At 74.1% G+C, this 20,097-nt stretch carries 15 protein-coding genes and 1 pseudogene; 7 read left to right on the forward strand and 9 right to left on the reverse strand.

The genetic code is table 11. The features are described 5' to 3' along the window. The first annotated feature begins 184 nt into the window (after window positions 1-184). Window positions 185-1,120, forward strand: a complete 936-nt coding sequence (locus tag ACQYWQ_RS07790) for an SGNH/GDSL hydrolase family protein (RefSeq protein WP_431033177.1) — start codon at window positions 185-187, stop codon at window positions 1,118-1,120. 63 nt (window positions 1,121-1,183) lie between these two features. Here the strand turns inward: ACQYWQ_RS07790 and ACQYWQ_RS07795 are convergent, their stop codons facing one another. Continuing rightward, window positions 1,184-3,730 carry a glycoside hydrolase family 3 protein gene (locus ACQYWQ_RS07795; RefSeq protein ID WP_431033178.1) on the reverse strand — a complete coding sequence of 849 codons (2,547 nt, stop codon included), beginning with the start codon at window positions 3,728-3,730 and terminating at the stop codon, window positions 1,184-1,186. A gap of 205 nt (window positions 3,731-3,935) precedes the next feature. Between ACQYWQ_RS07795 and ACQYWQ_RS07800 the strand changes: the two genes are divergently transcribed. Next, entirely contained in the window at window positions 3,936-4,547 is a 612-nt protein-coding gene (locus ACQYWQ_RS07800; protein ID WP_431033180.1) for a TetR/AcrR family transcriptional regulator, read from the forward strand. 3 nt (window positions 4,548-4,550) lie between these two features. Here ACQYWQ_RS07800 and ACQYWQ_RS07805 read toward each other — a convergent pair whose 3' ends face one another. From ACQYWQ_RS07805 to ACQYWQ_RS07815, 3 genes are all read right to left on the reverse strand, one after another. After that, window positions 4,551-5,435 (reverse strand): aldo/keto reductase, encoded by an 885-nt coding sequence (locus ACQYWQ_RS07805; protein WP_431033181.1) that lies wholly within the window; start codon window positions 5,433-5,435, stop codon window positions 4,551-4,553. Between the two features lie 127 nt (window positions 5,436-5,562). Beyond that, window positions 5,563-6,372: an EI24 domain-containing protein gene (locus tag ACQYWQ_RS07810; protein WP_431033182.1), complete on the reverse strand. Its 810-nt coding sequence runs from the start codon at window positions 6,370-6,372 to the stop codon at window positions 5,563-5,565. Window positions 6,373-6,402: 30 nt separating this feature from the next. Beyond that, window positions 6,403-7,305, reverse strand: a complete 903-nt coding sequence (locus ACQYWQ_RS07815) for a WHG domain-containing protein (RefSeq protein ID WP_431033183.1) — start codon at window positions 7,303-7,305, stop codon at window positions 6,403-6,405. 221 nt (window positions 7,306-7,526) lie between these two features. Here ACQYWQ_RS07815 and ACQYWQ_RS07820 point away from each other — a divergent pair, with 221 nt between their 5' ends. After that, entirely contained in the window at window positions 7,527-7,853 is a 327-nt protein-coding gene (locus ACQYWQ_RS07820; protein ID WP_431033185.1) for a hypothetical protein, read from the forward strand. A gap of 440 nt (window positions 7,854-8,293) precedes the next feature. On the opposite strand, the gene ACQYWQ_RS07825 is transcribed toward ACQYWQ_RS07820, so the two are convergent. Further along, a complete protein-coding gene (locus ACQYWQ_RS07825; protein WP_431033186.1) occupies window positions 8,294-9,310 on the reverse strand; it encodes an NADP-dependent oxidoreductase in 1,017 nt (338 codons plus the stop codon). A 134-nt stretch (window positions 9,311-9,444) separates the two neighbouring features. On the opposite strand from ACQYWQ_RS07825, the pseudogene ACQYWQ_RS07830 reads away from it, so the two are divergent. The 3 genes and pseudogenes from ACQYWQ_RS07830 to ACQYWQ_RS07840 form a co-directional block, all read left to right on the forward strand. Continuing rightward, window positions 9,445-9,879, forward strand: a pseudogene (locus ACQYWQ_RS07830) (MarR family winged helix-turn-helix transcriptional regulator); the annotation flags it as partial. 189 nt (window positions 9,880-10,068) lie between these two features. Beyond that, window positions 10,069-10,677, forward strand: coding sequence for a hypothetical protein (locus ACQYWQ_RS07835; protein ID WP_431033187.1), 609 nt, complete (start codon window positions 10,069-10,071; stop codon window positions 10,675-10,677). A 117-nt stretch (window positions 10,678-10,794) separates the two neighbouring features. Continuing rightward, the gene (locus tag ACQYWQ_RS07840) at window positions 10,795-10,944 is read left to right on the forward strand and encodes a hypothetical protein (protein WP_431033188.1); all 150 of its coding nucleotides are present in this window, start codon (window positions 10,795-10,797) and stop codon (window positions 10,942-10,944) included. Window positions 10,945-11,026: 82 nt separating this feature from the next. On the opposite strand, the gene ACQYWQ_RS07845 is transcribed toward ACQYWQ_RS07840, so the two are convergent. Further along, window positions 11,027-14,773, reverse strand: coding sequence for a S8 family serine peptidase (locus tag ACQYWQ_RS07845; RefSeq protein ID WP_431033190.1), 3,747 nt, complete (start codon window positions 14,771-14,773; stop codon window positions 11,027-11,029). A gap of 474 nt (window positions 14,774-15,247) precedes the next feature. On the opposite strand from ACQYWQ_RS07845, the gene ACQYWQ_RS07850 reads away from it, so the two are divergent. Next, complete coding sequence (locus ACQYWQ_RS07850; RefSeq protein WP_431033192.1) at window positions 15,248-16,279, forward strand: rod shape-determining protein; 1,032 nt, start codon at window positions 15,248-15,250, stop codon at window positions 16,277-16,279. Between the two features lie 271 nt (window positions 16,280-16,550). Here ACQYWQ_RS07850 and ACQYWQ_RS07855 read toward each other — a convergent pair whose 3' ends face one another. The 3 genes from ACQYWQ_RS07855 to ACQYWQ_RS07865 all read right to left on the reverse strand — a co-directional run bounded on the left by ACQYWQ_RS07855 (window position 16,551) and on the right by ACQYWQ_RS07865 (window position 20,055). Further along, window positions 16,551-17,111, reverse strand: coding sequence for a glycoside hydrolase family 25 protein (locus ACQYWQ_RS07855; protein WP_431033193.1), 561 nt, complete (start codon window positions 17,109-17,111; stop codon window positions 16,551-16,553). A 425-nt stretch (window positions 17,112-17,536) separates the two neighbouring features. Beyond that, window positions 17,537-19,177 carry a hypothetical protein gene (locus tag ACQYWQ_RS07860; protein ID WP_431033194.1) on the reverse strand — a complete coding sequence of 547 codons (1,641 nt, stop codon included), beginning with the start codon at window positions 19,175-19,177 and terminating at the stop codon, window positions 17,537-17,539. Next, window positions 19,174-20,055, reverse strand: a complete 882-nt coding sequence (locus ACQYWQ_RS07865; protein ID WP_431033195.1) for an ABC transporter ATP-binding protein — start codon at window positions 20,053-20,055, stop codon at window positions 19,174-19,176. The genes ACQYWQ_RS07860 and ACQYWQ_RS07865 overlap by 4 nt, the downstream gene beginning before the upstream one ends. Window positions 20,056-20,097 lie beyond the last annotated feature (42 nt).

Consider the following 20,097-nt stretch of genomic DNA (forward strand, 5'->3'; position numbering starts at 1 on the left):
CGCCGGAACCCGCCGGGGCGTGACATGCGCCGCCTCGGGCAAAACTACCCTGCGGGAACGCCCCCGGTGTGACGTACCGTCGACCCCAGCGGTACGAGCACCCGGCTTTTCACCCGCCAGGGCGCCCCGCGAGGCGCCGGGGCGCACGCCCCCGGGTCCGGCGTGCCGAGGAAGGAGCCCGCGTATGCGGAAGGCGGTCAAGGCGGTACGAGTCCTGCGCGGGCGCTCTCCCGTACGCCCGGCGCTTCCCGGCGCGCGCCTGCGCCGGGGTCTCGGGGCCGCGGGCGCGGCCGCGCTGCTCGCCCTGCTCCCGGCCTGTTCCGGCTCCTCGGGGAACCCCGGCCCGCCCGGCGAGGTGGCGAGCACGAAGGCGGCGACGGGCTGGGACCGCGCTCCCTCGTCGGTCGCGGCGGTGGGCGATTCGATCACGCGCGGTTTCGACGCCTGCTCCGTGCTCGCCGACTGCCCGGCCGTGTCGTGGTCGACGGGGACGGAGAAGGACGTGGACTCGCTGGCGCTGCGGCTGCTCGGCGGCAAGAACGTCGAGGACCACGCGTGGAACCTCGCGAAGTCGGGGGCGCGGGTCGAGGCGCTGCCCGACCAGATGAAGGCGGCCGCCGGGCACGACCCGGACCTGGTGACGGTCCTCATCGGAGCGAACGACGCGTGCCGCTCCAGTGTGGACGCGATGACGCCGGTGAAGGAGTACCGCGAGGACGTCGAGAAGGCGCTCGACGTGCTGCACGAGCAGGCGCCGACGGCGCGGGTGTACTTCTCCAGCATCCCGGACCTGAAGCGGCTGTGGGAGCTGGGGCGGACCAGCGACCTCGGCAAGGAGGTGTGGAAGCTCGGGATCTGCCCCTCGATGCTGAGCGACCCCGACGCGCTGGACAAGGCGGCGACGGAGCGCAGGGACAAGGTCGAGCAGCGCGTCGCCGAGTACAACAGGACCGTCCAGGAGATCTGCGCGAAGGACAGGCTGTGCCGGGACGACGGCGGCGCGGCGAACGCGACGCGCTTCACGGCGAGCCAGCTGAGCCGCTGGGACTGGTTCCACCCGAGCCGCGAGGGCCAGGCGACGCTGGCGCGGATCGCGTACGAGCGGATCACGGCGAAGTAGGGGCGCGGGGAGCCCCCGGCGGTGGTCAGGCACCGCCGGGGGCTCCCGGTCACGGGGGTGCGCTCAGCGCCGTACGGCTGCCGCGACGCGCAGGTCGCGTACGGACCGCCCGGCCTCGACGCCGTAGTCCCCGGGGACGAGGCGCCAGGCGTCCTCGGCCTCGTCCCAGATCTCGAAGGCGCGGCGCGCGACCCGTACGACGGCGTCGACGCTCTCGCCGGGGGCCGCCTCGACCTGCGCGAAGCCCGCGAGCCAGCGCGCGGGGCGCTCGGTCCCCGGGGTCGTGCCCGGCTCGGCGGGGGCGAGGTAGACCTGCACGGTCTCGCGGCCCTGGCGGCTGCCGCTGTTGCGGACGCGGACGGTCACGGTGAGCCCGTCACCGGCGGGCTCGACGGTGACGGACTCGTACGTCCAGTCGGTGTAGCCGAGGCCGTGCCCGAAGGGGTACGCGGGGGTGCGGTCCGCGCGCTCCCAGGCGCGGTAGCCGATGAGGACGCCCTCGGTGTACTCCAGCTTCCCTTCGGTCGGGGTCGTGTTGACGACGGGGGCGTCCTCCAGCACGGCCGGCCACGTCGTGGGCAGGCGGCCGCCGGGCTCGGCGGCCCCCGTGAGGACGTCGGCGAGCGCGGCGCCGCCCTCCTGCCCGGGGAACCAGCTCAGGAGCACGGCGGCGACGTCGTCGCGCCACGGCATCTCGACGGGCGAGCCCGCGTTGACGACGACGACGGTGCGCGGGTTGGCGGCGGCGACCGCGCGGACGAGGTCGTCCTGGCGCCCGGGGAGCTTGAGGTCGGCGCGGTCGAAGCCCTCGGACTCGACGCGCTCGGTCGTCGCGACGACCACGACGGCGGTGTCGGCCGCGCGCGCGGCCTCGGCGGCGCGGGCGATCAGTTCGTCGGGGTCGTGCACGGGGTTCTGGTGCAGGACCGTGAAGCCGACGGCCTGGATGGGGAGGCCCTCGGGCTTGGCGACGGTGTGGAAGACGCTCAGCTCGACGGGCTCCCCGGCGGCGAGTTCGAGGCGGCCGCGCTCGGTGGGCTGGCCGAAGAACGCCTCGAAGGGGTCGCTCGCGGCGCCCATCTCGACGGAGCCCTCGAAGAGTTCGCGACCGGCGATGACGACCCTGAAGCCGCCGATGCCGCGCGTGCCGAAGACGTGCTCACCGCTCTCGCGCGGCGTGAAGGTCCCGCTGACCTCGATGGAGTGCAGGGTGTCGTACGTGACGCCCTCGGGCAGGTCGCTGCCCATCCACTGGATGTGGCCGCCCGCGAGCGGGACGTCGGCCAGGACCTCGCCCGCCTCGTCGCGGCACACGGCGCGCAGCGCGAAGCCCTGGCCCGCGACGTCGAGTTCGTTGTTCGGGTCGGCGCCGACCTCGTACGAGAGGGTGCCCTCGGGGAGCGCGGCGCGCAGCCCGTCGAGCGGCGAGACGACGTGCGCGGGGAAGACGGTCGCGGAGCCGCCGCCGAGGACGCGGGCCTCGCGGGCGGCGGCACCGCTGAGGGCGACGCGGGTGCCGGGGGCGAGCGGGAGGGCGGGGGTCGCCTCGCCTGCCGCGCCATCGGCCGCGCCGCCTGCCGCGCCGCCCGCCTCGTTGCGGACGAGGACGAAGGAGCGCGTGGCGAGTTCGCGGGCGAAGGCCTCGCCGTCGATCTCGGCGGGGAGCGCGTCGGCGGGGACGACGGGCTCGGTGGTCTTGAGGGCTCCGGTGCGGGCGGCGAGGAGCAGGACGCGGCGTACGGCGGCGTCGACGACGCTCTCCTCGACGTCGCCCGCGCGCACGGCAGCGGCCAGGTTCTCGCCGTAGACGGTCTTCGGGCCGGGCATCGCGAGGTCGAGGCCGCCGTTGGCGTCGGCGACGGTGTCGCGCGCGGCGGTCCAGTCCGAGACGTTGATGCCGTCGAAGTGCCACTCGCCGCGCAGGACCTCGTTGACGAGGTAGCGGTGCTCGGTCATCGTCGTGCCGTTGACCGTGTTGTACGCGGTCATGATGCCCCAGGGGTGGGCGTTCGCGACGATCGCCTCGAAGGGGGCGAGGTACAGCTCGCGCAGCGGGCGCGGGGCGATGCGGTTGTCGACGGTGAAGCGGTCGGTCTCCGCGTCGTTGCCGACGAAGTGCTTGACGGTCGTGCCGACGCCGCCGGACTGCACGCCGCTCACGTAGCCGGTGCCGATGGCCCCGGTGAGGTACGGGTCCTCGCTGTACGCCTCGAAGTGGCGGCCGCCGAGCGGGGAGCGGTGCAGGTTGACGGTGGGCGCGAGCAGGACGTGGACGCCCTTGCGGCGGGCCTCCTGGGCGAGCACCTGCCCGGCGCGGACGGCGATCTCGGGCGACCAGGTGGCGCCGAGCGCGGTCGGGGACGGGAGCGCGAGCGAGGGGTCCTCGCTCGTGGAGCGCACGCCGCGTACGCCGATGGGGCCGTCCGAGACGACGAGCGAGTCGAGGCCGATCTCCGGGATCGCGGGCAGCGACCAGAAGTCCTGCCCGGCGAGCAGCCGGGTCTTCGTGTCGAGGTCGAGCCGGGCGAGGGCGGTCTCGACCGCGGCCTCGTGGGCGGCTTGCTGCTCAGGGGTGACCTGGGGCTCGGGTGGGGTGGACGCACCTGTCACGGCCGTACTCCTCGTGGTCGCTGTCTGCCGGCTGCGGGGGCCGCGCCCCCGGGTGGGTGGGAGCGCGCACTCATCTTGCACCCGCCGCCCTGTAGTCCGGTAGGGGACGTTATTTTTACGTGACATAGCGATGCCGTACGGTCCTGCGGGAGCGGGGGTTCCCGGTCCCGTCACGGGCCCGGCGGGCGAGAGGGGTGCACGGCGGATGGGCAGAGCCAAGGGCGAGGAGCGGCGCGCGGAGATCCTGCGGGCGACGCTGGAGGTGATCGCGGAGCGCGGCTACCGCGGCGCGACGCTCGGCGCGGTGGCCGAGCGCGTGGGGCTGACGCAGCAGGGGCTGCTGCACTACTTCCCGACGAAGGAGGCGCTGCTTGTCGCGCTGCTCGCCGAGCGGGACCAGTGGGACGCGATCCCCGGCGACTCCTGGCGCCTGGACCTGCTCTCCTCGCTCGTGGACTACAACGCGATGCGCCCCGGGGTCGTGCAGACCTTCAGCGCGCTGCTCGGCGAGAGCGTCACGGAGGCGCACCCGGCGCGGGACTTCTTCACGCGGCGGTACGTGGTGGTACGGGGCAACATGGCCTCGGTCCTGCGCACGGCGTACGGCGAGCGGCTGCCGAGCGGCCTGACGCCCGAGCAGGCGGGGACGCTGATGGTCGCGGTCATGGACGGCCTCCAGTACCAGTGGCTCCTGGACCCGGAGGCCGTCGACATGAGCGCGGCCTTCCGCGACTTCCTGCACCTCCTGGAGGGGGTGCAGGAGGCGGAAGGCGAGACGGGCACGGAGACGGAGGCGGGGGGTCCCGCCCGTCCGTGAGCCTCAGGCGGCCACCGCGTCCAGCCGCCGCACCTCGTCCTCGGTGAGGCGCAGTCCGCCCGCGGCCACGTTCTCCTCCAGGTGCCCCACGTCCCCGGTCCCCGCGATGGCGAGGACGTGCTCCCCGCGACCGAGCACCCACGCGTGCCGCACCTGCGCGGCCGAGGCCCCGTGCGCCCGCGCCACGTCGAGCACGGCGGCGTGCTCCTCGCCGCCGCCCCCGGTCTCGCTGCCCGGCCTCGCGTTCGAGAAGAACGGCACGAAGGCGATCCCGCGCCCGGCGCAGAGCGTGAGCATCTCGTCCTCGCGCCGGTCGATCCCGTACGGGTTCTGCACGGCGGCGACGGGGGCGATCGCCAGGGCCTCTTCGAGGTGCGAGGGCCCCACGTGGGAGATCCCGATGTGGCGCACGAGGCCCGCGTCGCGCAGGGCGGCGAGCGCGCCGACGTGCTCGGCGATGGACTCCTGGCCCATGCGGCGCAGGTAGACGAGGTCCATGTGGTCGCGCCCGAGCTGACGCAGGTTCTCCTCGACGTGGCCGCGCAGCTCGTCGGGGCGCGCGGGCTCGGCCCACGCGCCGCTCGCGTCCCGTACCGGGCCGACCTTCGTCGCGAGGACGAGGCCGTCCCTGTACGGCGCGAGCGCGGTGTTGATCAGCTCGTTCGCCGAGCGGGTGCGCGAGAAGTAGAAGGCGGCCGTGTCGATGTGGTCGACGCCGAGTTCCACCGCGCGGCGCAGGACGCGGAGCGACTGCTCGCGCTCGCGCGGGACGCCCTGGTGGAAGGGCTGGGTGCCCGTGAGTCGCATCGCGCCGAAGCCCATGCGGTGCACGGGGAGTTCGCCGCCTATCCGCCAGGTACCGGACGCTGCTGCCGTGGTGGTGGTCATGTGGGGTTCCGCCCTTCGCCGTGACGGCCGCCCGTCGTGCGTACCGGGCGGCGCCCGAGCAGTATGCGCGAGGGGGGGTGCGGTCGCTCCCGGCCGGCCCGGGGCGCCACGACCGACGGGGCACGTCCTAGTGGAGGGACCTCCGGTGATCCGGGGCCTCCTCGTCCGCGTCCTCCCTCTCCTCGCCCGCGGTCTCCAGCGGCTCCCCGCGCAGGTCCCGCGCGAGCAGCGTGGCCCCCGCGACGGCCCCGGGCATGAGGAAGACCGCGACGACGGGGACGAGGAAGACGAGGCCGAGCGGCACGCCGAAGCCCCAGGCCAGACGCTTGCGGGTACGGAGCAGGGCGAGCCGTTCGCGCAGTTCGACGCGGCGGCGGGCGAGCGCGATCGAGGTCAGTTCCTCGGTGAGGAAGAAGCCCGTGACGAAGAAGCCGACGACCGGGACGACGGTCTGCCCGACGAAGGGCAGGAACCCGGCGGCGAAGAGGCACACGCCCCAGGTCGCGGCGCGCACGAGGATACGGACGCCGTCCCGTACGGAGATCCACGTCTCGCGTCCCAGCGAGAGCCCGGACTCGGTCGTGAAGCCGTCGATCTCGCGGTCGACCTCCTCGGAGAGCGGGTCGTAGAAGAACTGCCCGATGAGGAGCGTGACGGCGGTGAAGCCGAGCACGCAGCCGAGGAGCACGAGCGCGAAGAGCACGGCGGTGAGCGCGCCGCGGAAGAGCCCCTGCCAGGGCGAGCCCCAGTCGTCGGCGAACGGCGTGGCCCACGCGACGAGATCACCGCCCCACAGCACGAGCGCGACGAGCACGGCCGCGTACAGGACGAGCGTGAGGAGCCCGGGGAGCAGGGCCACGCCGTACCGCTTGCCGTGCCTGCCGACCCAGCGCTGACCTTCGAGCAGGTACCGGAATCCGAGGGCGAGTTCACGCATGCGCAGACCCTACCGGGGGCCCGCGCGGCCTCAGCCGCCGAGCCCCGGCGGGGCACCGAGTCCCCGGGAGGCGACGAGCGCGCGCATTTCCTCCTCGCAGACCTTCCCGGGATCGCGCACGAGTCCCCCGAGATGCCCGTAGAGCTCCAGCGCGAGCAGTCCGTGCATGCGGCCCCGGACGCGCAGGGTCAGGGCGAGCGCCGCGGGGGGGCCGGGGAAGTCCTCGCGGGCGTGGCGGACGAAGCCCGGGGCGAAGTCGTCCCAGGCGTAGGAGGTGTCGGGCGTCGCACCCGGTGCCGCGCCGGGCCAGGTGTCGGCGACGAGGGCCAGGAGCCCGGCGCAGGCGCGCCGTTCGGCCTCCTTGCCCGGGCCTTGCTCCGGGGCGCGGTAGCCGGGGACCGGGTCGCCGTACACCAGGCGGGAGCCGGCCGGGTGCGCGAGCGCCCAGGCCCGTACGGCGCGCGCCCGGGCCAGGACGCGGCCGCCGGGGTCGCCGCCGGGCTGCTCGGCGGGGTCCTCACCGAATCCCTCGGCTGGGAGGGGGTGTTCTTCGTCAACGTGCCGCTCGCGCTCGGCTGCGCCCTCGCCGCGCGCATCCTCCTCGTCCCCGGCCCGCCCCGCTCCCCCGGTGCCTTCGACATCCCCGGCGCGGTACTCGCGAGCGCGGGTTCCGCGCTCCTGGTCCTGGGCCTCGCGGGCGGTACGGAGACGGGGTGGGCGTCCTGGCGCGGCGCGGGGGCGCTCGGCGCGGGGGCGCTCGGCGCGGGCGTGGTCCTGCTCGCCGCCTTCCTCCTCGTCGCGTCCCGCACCCGCGAGCCGCTCGTCCCGCTGCGGCTCGCGCGCGGCCGGAGTGTCGCGCCGACGATGCTCCTGATCGCCGTCTTCCGGGCGACGCCGAACGGCGCGTACTACGTGCTCACGTCCTACCTGCAACCGGTGCGCGGATACAGCGCGTTGGAGGCGGGGCTGAGCTTCCTGCCGCTCACGCCCGTGTGCATGCTCGCCGCGCTGAGGGCGGCTCCGCCGCTGCTGGGGCGTCGGGGCGTGCGGTGGACGCTCTCCGTCCCGCTGTTCGGCGCGGGTGCCGGGATCGCGGTCCTCGTCGCGGGGGCCGCGGCGGGGGGCGGCTTCTGGACGCTGGTGCCGGGAGCCTCATGTGGGGCTTCTGCGGCGGGGTCACGTTCGTCGCGGTGTTCGCCTCCGCGGGCGTGGGCGTGGCCGCGCACGAACAGGGCATCGCGTCCGGGCTCGCGAGCAGCACGAAGGAGGTCGGCGGGGCGCTCGGTCCCGCCGTCCTCGTCGCCGTGGCCACGGGGCACGGCGCGCCGCTCGACGGGCCGCGTCGCACGGCGGGCCGGGCGATCGCCGCGGTCACCGCGCTCGGCGGCGTGCTCGCCCTCGCGCTGCCCCGCCCCGCGCCCCTACCCGGCGGCACGCCCTCCGCGGAGACCTCCGCCCGCCTCGAAGGAGTCACGGAATGACCACGCCGGAGCTGATCGAGGGCTGCCTCGGACTGTGGAACGAGCCGGAGGCGGAGGCGCGGCCGCGGGCGATGCGGGGACTGCTCGCCGAGGACGTCGCGTACAGCGACCCGGACGACGGCGCGGTACGGGGCCACGCGGGGCTCTCGGCGGTGATCGGCCGCGTGCGGGGCGCCGTGGGCGGCGCGCGGTTCGCGCGCGGCGAGGTGCTCGGGGCGCACCACGGGCGGGCGCTCTTCACGTGGCGGCTCACGACGGACGCGGGGACGGTCGCGACGGGGTACGACGTGCTGACGCGCGGGGGCGGTACGGGGGCGCGCGGACGCCGCGCCACCCTCGTACCGCCGCGTCACCCTCGTACCGCCGCACCGCGCACGCGTACCACCGCGCCGCGCACGCACGCGTTCCGCCCCCGCCGCGAGGTCGCCCCCGCGCCGGTCTCACGTCAGGTCGACGATCATCTTCCCCGTGTTCTCGCCGCGCAGCATGCCGAGGAAGGCGTCGACGCCGTTGTCGATGCCGTGGGCGAAGGTCTCGCGGTACTTGAGGCTGCCGTCGCGGACCCAGGCGGAGACCTCCTTGACGAACTCGCCCTGAAGATCGGCGTGGTCCTGCACGAGCATCCCCTCCATGCGGATGCGCTTGCCGATGAGCATCGCGAGGTTGCGCGGGGCCACCGGGGGCTCGGTGACGTTGTACTGCGCGATCATGCCGCAGATCGCGAAGCGGGCGTGCACGTTGGCGCGGCTGAGGGCGGCTTCGAGGTGCTCGGCGCCGACGTTGTCGAAGTAGACGTCGATGCCGTCGGGCGCCGCCTGCTTGAGCTGCTCGGCGACCGGGCCGTTCTTGTAGTTGAAGGCGGCGTCGAAGCCGAGTTCGTCGACGAGCCACGCGACCTTCTCGTCCGAGCCGGCCGAGCCGATGACGCGCGAGGCGCCCTTGAGCTTCGCGATCTGGCCGACCTCGCTGCCGACCGCGCCCGCGGCGCCGGAGACGAAGACCGCGTCGCCCTCCTTGAAGGCGGCGACGCGCAGCAGCCCGGCGTAGGCGGTCAGGCCCGTCATGCCGAGGACGCCGAGGTACGCGGAGAGCGGCGCGGCGTCCGGGTCGACCTTCGTGGCGTGCTGGGCGGGGACGGAGGCGTACTCGCGCCAGCCCGCGAAGTGCAGCACGTAGTCGCCCTCGGAGAAGCCCTCCGCCTCGGAGGCGATGACCTGGCCGAGCGCGCCGCCGCTCATGGGCTCGTCGAGCGCGAAGGGCGGCGTGTACGACTTCACGTCGTTCATGCGGCCGCGCATGTACGGGTCGACCGAGAAGTAGAGGTTGCGCACGAGCACCCGGCCTTCGGCGGGGGCCGGTACGGGGGCCTCGCGCAGCGCGAAGTCCTCCGGCACCGGCCAGCCCTGCGGACGGCGGACGAGGTGCCAGGCGCGGCCGGACTCGGGAAGGGTGGTCATGCGGGGTGCCTCCTGCGGGCGGGGGTCCTGGGGAATCCTGCGGGAATCCCGTGGGCCGGGATTTGTTTCATGAGCTGAAACAAACATGCGCATGAACATTTCAGCATGTCAAGCACATCGGTACGATGGACGGCATGACACCTCTCGCCACCGCGCCACGCGACCCCCTCACGCTGGAGGTCGTCCAGCTCATCGGCGCGGTCGTCGGGCGCTACCACGAGGAGTACGAGCGGGCCGCCGCGGCGCACGCGCTCACGGGGGCGCAGGCCCGCGTACTGAGTCTCCTGTCCCTCGGCCCGCTTCCCATGCGCCGCCTCGCGCGGACACTGAAGTGCGAGCCGTCGAACGTGACGGGGATCATCGACCGCCTGGAGACGCGCGGGCTCGTCGAGCGCCGCGCCGACCCCGACGACCGCCGCGTCAAGCTCGCCGCGTCGACGGACGAAGGACGGCGGCTCGCGCGCAGCCTGCGCGACGGGCTCGATTTCGCGCGGGAGCCGCTCGCGGACCTGAGCAGGGAGGAACGGCTCGTCCTGCGCGGGCTGCTGCGGCGGATGCTGGGCGAGGAGGCGACGGAGACACAGGACGCAGGCCAGAGCGCGGACGGGGACGCGGGCGAGAGCGGGGACGCGACCGAAAGCGAGAGCGCGGGCGGGGCGGCGCGGGAAGACTGAGCCCACCCCCGTACGCCCCCGCACCGCCCGCCACCCCCCGCACCGGCTCCCCCGCCACCGCTCCCCTCAGACGACGGAGGCCCCGTGCCGTCCTTCACGCCGCTCGACCTCACCCTCGTCCTGCTGCGCCGCATGCAGGACTTCCACCCCGCGCGCGTCGAGCGCGCCCGCCGCGCGCTCGGCGCCGACGCCGCGCGGATGCGGGACGCCAACCGGCGCTGGCAGGCGAGCGCGCACGGGCGGTACGGGCGGGGCGAGGCCGCGCGCTACCGCGCCGCGCTCGGGGAGCCCGGGTCCCGTGCGCGGGTGCGTATCGGCGACCTGGAGTGCGAGGCGCTGCGCTGGCCGCTCCCGCTCTGGCCCGACCTGCGCTTCGAGGTGCTGCTCGGCCCGGACGGGCGGGCCTGGAACGCGTGGCTCGTACGGGCCCCCGGACACCCCGCGCCCGCCCTCGGGAACGCCGCCGACCTCGCGCCGTGGGCCGCGACCGTCGACGAGGTCGCCGCCGCGTTCCCGCCCGCGCGCCCGCTGGAGGGCACGGCGCCGACGCGGACGCGGCTCCTCATCGAGGTACCCGGTCAGGGCGCCACGGTCCCGTACCTCGCCGATTTCACCTGGGGGCTGCTCCAGACCGCGGAGCCCCTGACACCGGACCCGGCGCATTCGAACGCAGGGACGGACACTCGCCCGTAAAGGTGGTCGATCCCGTTCAAGTTGCCTCGGGCTACCGGTACGTCGGATGCTTACGGGGCGCGAGCGACGGGATGCATACCGTGAGCGAGCGCCGGATTCCCCGGAGGACATGTCCCTTTGCGCACTGGGGAGTTCGCGTCCCAAGGGCCCCTGATCCACGGGGGCCCGGAAGTCCCGAGCAGTACCGAAAGAGAAGGCAGCAACACGATGAACTTCCTCACCGACATCCTCGCCGGCCTCGTCCACGTCGTGGGCTGGCTCGTCTGACGTCGGCCACCAGGCACAGCGCGGCGCCGTCTCCCCCGGTCCCACGGGGAGGCGGCGCCGCCGCGTTGTGCGGGTCAGGGCCTCACTTCACGTCGAGCGCGTCCGTGAGGACCTGCGTCGCCGCGCCGCCCTTGTCGTCGCGGACCGAGGCCCGCAGCGAGACGGTCTTCGCGTCGCGCGGCACGCTCAGCCTGCCCTTCCAGGTGTCGCCCTTCTTCGCGAGGTCGACCTGCTCCCAGGTCCTGCCCGCGTCGTACGAGACGGAGAGCGCGCCGGTCGTGAGCCTCCCCGTGCCGCTCGCGCCCGCCACGTACTCGCCCCCGAGGGTGATCGGCAGCCGCTTGCCCGCCCGTACCGAGCCGTCGAGCGCGGTGTCGACGTCGTAGTTCAGGTTGATGATCGGCAGCGTCGTGTCCCGGTCGGCCGGGGTCTCGGCGGAGCGGACCTCCCAGGCGGAGTGCCCCTTGACGCCGGTGCCCCACACGCCGGGGTCGGTCGTCGTGTCGGTGATGATCTTGTAGGTGTGCTCGGCGGGGTCCACGTCCCAGATGTTGATGCCGGAACTCGTGGCCTTCGTGACGGTCTCGCCGTCGACCTGGACCTGCGTGGTCTGCGTCAGCGAGTCGTCGTTCCACACGTCGCCGAAGCCGGTGTGGTCGGGACCCGCGTCGCCCCAGCCCGGCGTGTTGAAGGCGAGGTCGTTGCCCCTGCGGGTCTGGCCCCAGCCGAGACCGGTGCCGAGGTAGGGGTGCAGGACCGGCTTGAACCAGTCCAGCCGCGTGGTCTTGCCCGCCGGGTAGGCGACGCGCCCGCCGCGCTCCTCCAGGCTCAGCCCGGCTCCGGCCTGCACGGACTCGTGCCAGCGCAGGTCCTTGCCCGTCGAGACGTAGTCGGTGCGCGTGCCGGGGAACGCGGCCCGCTCGGGGAAGCCCGAGCCGATCGGGAAGGCGTCGGCGATCGAGTAGCGGAACTCGCTGCCCGTCAGGGCCTTCGCACCGTAGTACGTCGTGTCCACGGTCCCGAGGTCCTTCGGGCGCGGGGCGATCGTGAGGTCGGCGGCGGGGATCGCGCCGGGGTGACCGACCGAGAGGTCGTAGACGTACGGGGTCCGGGCGGTCCCCGTGAGCTTCACCTTCTTGCCGCCCTTCGCCGCCCGCGCGAGCACCTGCCCGTCGGCGGCGTTCGCCGTCGCGACGGGGAAGGAACGGTCGGTGTACGCCGCGGTGCCGAAGTACGCCATGAGGCGCCCGGGGTCGTCGTCGGTCACGAGCAGCGCGGCCGCGCCCGCGTCCTCGGCGTACTGCGCGAGGTCGGTGGGAGCGATGCTCTGGTCCGCGTGGACGAGGACCACCTTGCCCTTGACGTCCTTGCCCTCGTACGCGGCGGCCGAGCCGTCGCCCGCGTCGAAGAGCTTCGCGTTCAGCGTGCCGTCGAGCACGCCGGACCCCGACTGGAGCGTCAGCTCCGAGACGGCCTTGCCGTTCGCCTTGCCGGTGAGCGGCGGCTTGCCGAGGCGCCACACCGTGCGGTACTCGAAGGTGCCGGTCTTCGGCTTCGTGCTGGGCGCCGCGAAGACGCTGTCGTACGTGAGCGGCACCTGCGCCTGCGTGGTGTAGGCGGAGCCGTTCGCCGAGCGCGTCGCCTCCATGATGAGCTGCCTGGTCTCGGTCGCGCGCGGGAGCTTGGTGCTGATCTCGCGCAGCGTGCGCCCGTCGAGCGTGACCTCGCGGTCGTGGTCGAGGGTGATCTCGGGGGCGGTGAGGTAGCCGAGACCGAGCGAGTCCTCGCCGTGCGAGCCGCGCACGTCGAGGAAGGTGCTCAGCGCGTAACTGCCGGGCTTGAGGCGGAGCTTGACGGTGCCGGACTCGCCGACGGCGGCGGGCACCGTGCTGCCGCCCTGGCTGAGCGACTGGAGGGCGAGGTTCGCGGGCGTCGCCGCGCCTTCGCGGTCCTTGACGTGGACCGTGAGGGTGTAGCGCTCCTCCTCCTTGACGAGGCCGAAGGCGGTGTGCGCGAGGACCTTGCCGTCCGCGTCCTGCGCGAGGACCTGCCCGGAGAGCTGCCCGACGGGGGCGTCCGTGCCGTCACCCGTGACGGTCGTCCGCGCGGTGCCGTGCGCGGGGACGGTCAGTTCGGTGTCGGCGAGCGTGACGGTCCCCGCGGGGACGTCGCTCGTGGAGAGGCGCACGGTGAGCGGCGTCGCGGAGTCGTTCGTGTACGTGAGGGTCTTCGTGACGGGCTCGTTGCCCTCGTACGGCCAGGCGTAGAAGCCGAGGTCGGCGCTCCCTGTCGCGGTGAGCGGGCTCGTGGTCGCCCCGGGGACGCTGACACGGCCGGCGCCGAGGTCGTACGCGGAGGCGTCGAGGGTCTTCGACGTGGACATGAGCGCGTTCTTGAGCTGGGCGGCGTCCCAGTCGGGGTGCTGCTGCGCGAGCAGCGCGGCGACGCCAGCGACGTGCGGCGTCGCCATCGACGTACCGCTCATCGTCGTGTACGCGCCCTCGCCCGCGACGAGCGAGGAGCGGGCGGCGAGGATGTCGACGCCGGGCGCCGAGACGTCGGGCTTGAGCCCGTTGTCGAGGTAGCGCGGGCCCTTGCTCGTGAAGTACGCGGCCTGGTCGTCGGAGTCGACGGCGCCGACGGTGAGGGCGTCGTCGGCCGCGCCCGGCGAACCGATCGTGCCCGCGCCGCCCGCGTTGCCCGCGGCGATGACGAAGAGGGCGCCGGTCTCCTCGGTGAGCGTGTTGACGGCCTGGGCCATCGGGTCGGTGCCGTCGCTGGGCTCGGTGGAGCCGAGGCTCATCGAGACGACCTTGGCGTCGAGGTCCTTCGCCGCCCACTCCATGCCCGCGATGATCTGCGACTCGCTGCCCGAGCCCTCGTCGCTGAGCACCTTGCCGATCGCGAGGTCGGCGTCCGGGGCCACGCCCTTCTCCTGACCGTCGGAGGCCGCGCCGCTGCCGCCGACGGTCGACGCGGTGTGCGTGCCGTGGCCGTTGCGGTCGGCGACCTCCTGGCCCTCGATGAAGCTCTTGCTCGCGACGACGCGGCCCTTGAGGTCGGGGTGCTCCGCGTCGATGCCCGTGTCGAGCACGGCGACCTTGACGCCCTTGCCCGTGAGCCCGGCCTCCCAGGCCTGCGGGGTGCCGATCTGCGCGTTGGACTCGGCCATGTCGGCCGTGACCTTCGCGTCGAGCCACACCTTGCCGATGCCGCTGCCCGCCGCGAAGGCGCGTCCGTTCCCGCTCCGCCGCGCGTCCTCGGTCAGGCTCGCCCAGAAGGCCGCCGGCTTCTTCGCCGTCACGGCGGTCGCGCCGATGCTCGGCAGCGCGCGCACGCGCGTGGCGCCCGCCACAGACGTGGGCGCGGTACGGGACTTCGCCTTCGCCGCCGTCCCCGTGACGATGAGCGGCAGCGGCGGCGCCGCCTTGCCGCCCTTGCCGGCGAGCCCTTGGGCGACCAGCTCGGTGACGTCGAAGAGCCGGGGGTCGAGCGTCCCCTTCGCGAGGTACGGTTCCGCCTCGGCGGGGACGACCCTGACGTGCCCGTTGACGTCCTCGGTGCGGACGCCGCCGGTCAGCCCGGGGGCCCGGTCGACGGTCACGGTCTGCTTGCCGCCGGGGAGCGGGGTGAGGGTCACCCGGTCGCCGGTCACGAGCGTGACGGTCGCCGTGGCCTGGGCGGTACGGGTCTGGGCGGCGGTACGGGGGGTGGGGTCCGCCGTCGCCTGGCCGGAGGCATGGGCGAGCGCGGTGCCGGGGAGCAGGGCGAGCGCGAGCCCGGCCGGCAACAGCCCGGCTCTGCGCCACAGGGGAGCAGATCTGGTCATGAAAGCCCTCTCGTCATCAGCGCGACCAGGGGGTGGGACGCGCTGAGGAAGAGTGTGAAGTGCGCTCTGTTGCGGGAGAGTTGCACAGCACTGGCGGAAAACGGCCGTGGCACATTGCCGCCAGGGGGCGAGCCGTTCACGGCATACGACTTTCGGCCATACCTGGCGCGGCAGCGGCAGGAGGGACGCGTGGGGCAGGGGGCGGATGGGCGGGGAAGCGCAGAGATCACGCCACGCGGGGCCCGTACCGCCGAGGCGTTCTTGACACCGGCCCCGGCACCCTCACGTAAGACTCTTTTCCGTCAGTCATCCCTTACCGCACCCCTCGTCCGGCGCAAGCCGAGGTGCGTCACCCGTTTCGCCGCGACCCGGTTGGCGCAGTCCGGCAGGCACCCCGCGCGGCGGGCGACCACGCTCATGGGCAGGGGCGCCGACCGGTGGCTCCTTCCGGTCCGTACCTCGGGAGGCAAGGCCGTGACCGTCAGCCTGGAGCAATTGCGCCGCTGCCACATCGCCGTCGATCTGGGCGCCGCCCGGACGAGGGTGTTCGTGAAGGGCCAGGGCGTCGTGGTCGACGAGCCGAGCGTCGCGGCCGTCAACACGCGGACCGGGGGGCTCATCGCGGTCGGCACCTTCGCCCAGCAGATGACGGGCCGCACCCCCGAGTACATCCGCGTCGTGCGGCCGGTGTCGGGCGGCACGGTGGTCGATGTGGACATGGCGCAGCGGATGCTGCGGCACCTGCTCGGCGACAAGCTGCGCAGGGCGCTGCGCCGCAAGCCACGGCTGCGCGCCGCCGCGTGCACCCCGCACGAGTCCGACCCGCTCGCGCGCCGCGCGACCGTCGAGACCCTCGTCGGGCTCGGCGCGCGGCGCGTCGAGCTGGTCGACACGCTCATCGCGGCCGCGGTGGGCTGCGGGCTGCCCGTGGAGCGGCCCGAAGCGACGATGATCATGGCGTGCGGCGCGGCGACGACGCAGATCGCGGTGCTCTCGCTCGGCGCGATCGTCACGGCGCAGCGGCTCCCCGTCGGGGGCGACGCGATCGACCACGCGATCGTCTCGCACCTGCGCCACCGTCACGACCTGCTGCTGCCCGCGCAGTCGGTGCGGCCGCTGCAACTCGCGATCGACGCGGCCGATCCGCGCACGGGGACCACCGAGATCCACGGCCGCGACGCGGGGACCGGCCTGGCCCGCTCGGTCACGGTGGACACGGCGGCGCTGCGCGAGGCGATCAGCGCCCCGTTCACGACGATCCTCGACGGCATCGGGCGCGTCCTGCGCTCCTGCCCGCCCGACCTCGTCGCCGACCTCGCCGAGGGCGGACTCACGACGGTCGGCGGCAGCGCGCTCCTGCCCGGCCTCGACCGCATGCTCAAGGAGGCCACGGGGATGCCCATCCGCATCGCGGAGAACCCCGGCATGTGCGCGGTCGAGGGCCTCGGCGCGATGCTGGAGGGCCGCGTGGGCCCCATGACCCTGAGCCCGCTCCCGGCCCGCTGAGGCGGTTCGGGCTCCGCCGAGACCGCCGGCGGACCGGCGAGGCCGTTCCGGTACCGCCCGGCCGTCTTCCAGGACCGCCCGGCCGTCTTCCAGGACCGCCGGGCCGGGCGAACCCTCCCCTGCCGGTGTCCCGGCGCGCGGGCCCGCGGTCGGCGACCCGCGGTCGGCGTCCCGCGGTCGGCGTCCCGCGGTCGGCGTCCCGCGGTCGGCGACCGGCCCTGGACGAGCGGCCGGTCCGGTCAGCGGGACGAGGGCCCTTCCGTCCCCCGGCTCAGTCCTTCGCCCACTTCTTCAGGGCCGCCTTGTCCTCCCAGTTGCCGATGTTCGTGTCGATGGGCTGGGAGGTGTACTGGTGGATGCGCCAGGGCGCCTTGATCCCCGGCTTGCCCGGTTTTCCGTTGTAGTCGGCGATCCAGAGGCCGTCCGCCGCGAAGGACGTCGTGTCCCTGTTGAGCCAGAAGTCGCGGTTGCAGTAGAGGAGTACGCGGTGGTTGGAGCCGCGCAGCTTCTGCACCGCCTTGAGGAACTGGTCCTTCTCCTTGTTGCTCGCGGCCGTTCCGTCGCCCGTGTACTCCCAGTCGCAGGCGAGCAGGTCGTACGGGACGCTCGCGCACTGCTCGACGAAGTACTCGGCCTGCGCCTGGATGTTGCCCGGCCACAGGAAGTGGTAGAAGCCGACGACGCAGCCGGCGTCCCTCGCCCGCTTCGCCTGCGCCCGCTGACGCGGGCTGGTGTAGGTGCGCCCTTCGGTGGCCTTCACGAAGACGAAGGCCATGCCGTCCGCGTCGAACGACTCCTGATGGCTGCTGACATCGATCCCTTTGACGGCCATGCGTACTCTCCCTGTCGCGGGCCCGCTCTCCGGTGGGGCCCGGCGGGCGGCCCTCGGAGACGCCCGCCGGACTGCTAAGCCTGCCCCGGTCGGGGACGGGCACTCCGGGCGGCCCCCCGGGTTCAGCGATCCGGGCGACCTCTCGCACGTGCGCACGAGAGAAGGCCGTGCCCGGCCCCACGCCACCGCCGGAGGAGGACCCGCCGCGGCTGCCCGCCGACGCGCGCCTCGCCCTGTGCGCGAGGAAGCGACTTCCCGGCGGCCACCACGCCTGCGCGTGCGTCCCGGAGCGCTCCTGAGCGGCGGCAGACCGGTGCGCGCGTACGGGCGTGCGGGCGTGCGGGGGTGCGGGGGTGCGGGGGTGCGGGGGTGCGCGCGTACGGGGGTACGGGCGTGCGGGCCGTGCGGCGCGAGTCGCCGTCGTCTCACGCCGTGAGCCTGCGCCTCGTCCCCGCCGCCAGGAAGGTCAGCCCCAGCAGGAGCGCCGCGGCGCCGTAGAAAGCCCCCGTCGGGCCTGCGGGGACCCCGTCCGTGCGCACCCTGCCCATGAAGTCGAGCCCCGCGACGCCGTTCATCACGAGGTACCACAGGGGCAGGTAGAGCGCCTGGAAGACGCGGTGGGTGCGGCACACGACCCCCAGGAACGTGGCGAGCGAGGGGACGAAGAACGCCCCTGCCAGCCAGGCGGCGATCCCCGGGCCGTCGGCGGCGGCGATCATACGGGCCAGGGGCGCCACGCCGACCACCGCCGTGAGCACGACGCCCGAGGCCCACTCGGCGAGGAGCCTGCGGCGGACCGCGGGGTAGGCCCCGAGCAGCCCTTCCACGTCGTTCTCGACCTGCTGGGTGCCCAGGCGCGACCAGACGAGGACGGGCCAGATCCAGACCGCGGGGAGGACGAGGCCGGTCACGAGGCCGATCGGGACGACGAGGCCCGCCACGGTGAGCACGGCGGCCACGAGCCACCACCACGGGGACAACCCGCCGACGAGGATGCGCACTTCACCGGCGAGGAGACGGCCGGGCAGAGCGCCGCCCCTCCTCGTCCCGACGGCAGTCTTCGGGAGCGTCAGCGCGGCGGTGGGCGGCGCCCCGTGGACCGCCCCGGGCTCCCGTACCCCCGCACGAACCGCCCCGGGCTCCCGTACTGCCGCGAGGGGCGCCCCGTTCCGTATGCCCTCGCCCTCGCCCGCCGTCGCGGCGCCGCCCCGCGAGGGGTCGAAGCGCCCGAACCAGAGGGCGGGGAGCAGGGCGAGGAGCACGGCGATCACGACGACGAGGAGGCGGCTCAGAAGGAGAGCGCCTTCGACGTCGAAACCGTCCCAGGGGAAGGGCTTCAGGGGCTCGTCGACCTGCGTGAACCCGAGGCTGTACTCGCGGTTGCCGCCCGGCCCGACCGCCGCTGTCAGCGCGGCCTCCATCGACGCGTTGGCCTCGCCGATGCCGAGCCCGCCGAGCGGCGCGTCCGCCGACTGCCCGCCCAGGCCCACCACCAGGGCCACGAGGAACCAGAGCACGTTGCCGAGCCCGCCCCGCAGCAGCGGCACGGTCTCGAAGAAGACGGCCGCTGCCGCGGTCAGCGCGAGCAGCGGCAGCGCGACCACGAGGAACGGCTTGAGCAGCGCGACAGGGTCGACGGACCTGTCCTCGCCGCGCACGAGTTGCATCGCGAGCGCGGTCAGCGCGAGCACAGCGAGCATCGAGGCGAGCACGAGGAAGCCGCTGAGGAACTTGGAGGCGAGGAAGACCGGGGTACGGACGGGGGTCGCGGCGAGGATCTGCCCCACCCGGGTCTCCTCGTCCCGCGCGATGCCCTTGCGGACGACGTAGAAGCCGCCGAGCGTGAGCCACAGCGAGCCGGCGAGCGCGGTCGCGACCCCGACGTAGGCGCTGTTGTACGTACCCCGGTAGTCGCCGATCGCGAGGATCACCCAGTGGCCGTCCACCGGGGGCACGGCGAGCGCGCCGAGGCCGACGGCGGCGAGCAGGACGACGAGATAGACGGGGCGGCGCACGCGCTCCCTGAAATCCCCCGCGGTGAGGCCGGTCAGGGCGCTCGGGCTCATCGCCGCACCGCCTCGGGGAGGCCGCGCGTGATGCCGAGGTAGGCGTCCTCCAGGTCGGGGGCGACAGGGACGGCGCTCGCGACGGGGGGACGCTCCGCGAGGACCCGGAGGCGGACCCCGTCGGCCGTGCGGATCATCCGGCTGACGACGTAGTGGTCGCGTACGGCGGGAAGGGCGGCGGGATCGACCACCATCTCCCAGGCCCTGCCCGCCAGTTCCCCGGCCAGCTGCCCGGGCGCGCCGCGGCGCAGCAGGCGCCCTCCGGCCATGACGGCGATGTCGGAAGCGACGGACTCGACGTCGGAGACGATGTGCGTCGACAGGAGTACGGCCCGCTCGGCGGACAGGTCGCTGAGCAGGTTGCGGAAGCGGACGCGTTCCTCGGGGTCGAGCCCGGCCGTGGGCTCGTCGACGACGATCACGCGCGGGTCGCCGAGGAGCGCCTGCGCGATGCCGACACGGCGCAGCATGCCGCCCGAGTACGCGCCGAGCGGGCGCTTCACGGCCTCGGTCAGGTTGACCAGTTCGAGCAGTTCCTCGATACGGGCGCGGGCCGGGCGGGCGGAGAGGCCCTTCGCGGCGGCGAGGTAGGCCAGGAACTCGCGCGAGGTCAGGTGCGGGTAGACGCCGAAGTCCTGGGGCAGATAGCCGAGCCGGCGACGGAGCGCGTCGGGGTCGGCGGTGAGGTCGGTGCCCTCGTAGCGGATGCTGCCGCTGGTGGGCCTGGTGACGGTGGCGATGATCCGCATGAGCGAGGACTTCCCCGCCCCGTTGGGCCCGAGGAGTCCCACCATTCCCTTGCCCAGGGTGAGCGTGAGCCCGTCGACCGCGCGTTTGCCTCCCTTGTACACCTTGGTGATGTCGATCAGTTCCAGCATGTCTCCGCCTTGTTCTCAGTACGGGTGGGGTACGGGTGGGGT

The sequence above is a fragment of the Streptomyces sp. P6-2-1 genome (assembly GCF_050613165.1).
Classification (GTDB): domain Bacteria; phylum Actinomycetota; class Actinomycetes; order Streptomycetales; family Streptomycetaceae; genus Streptomyces.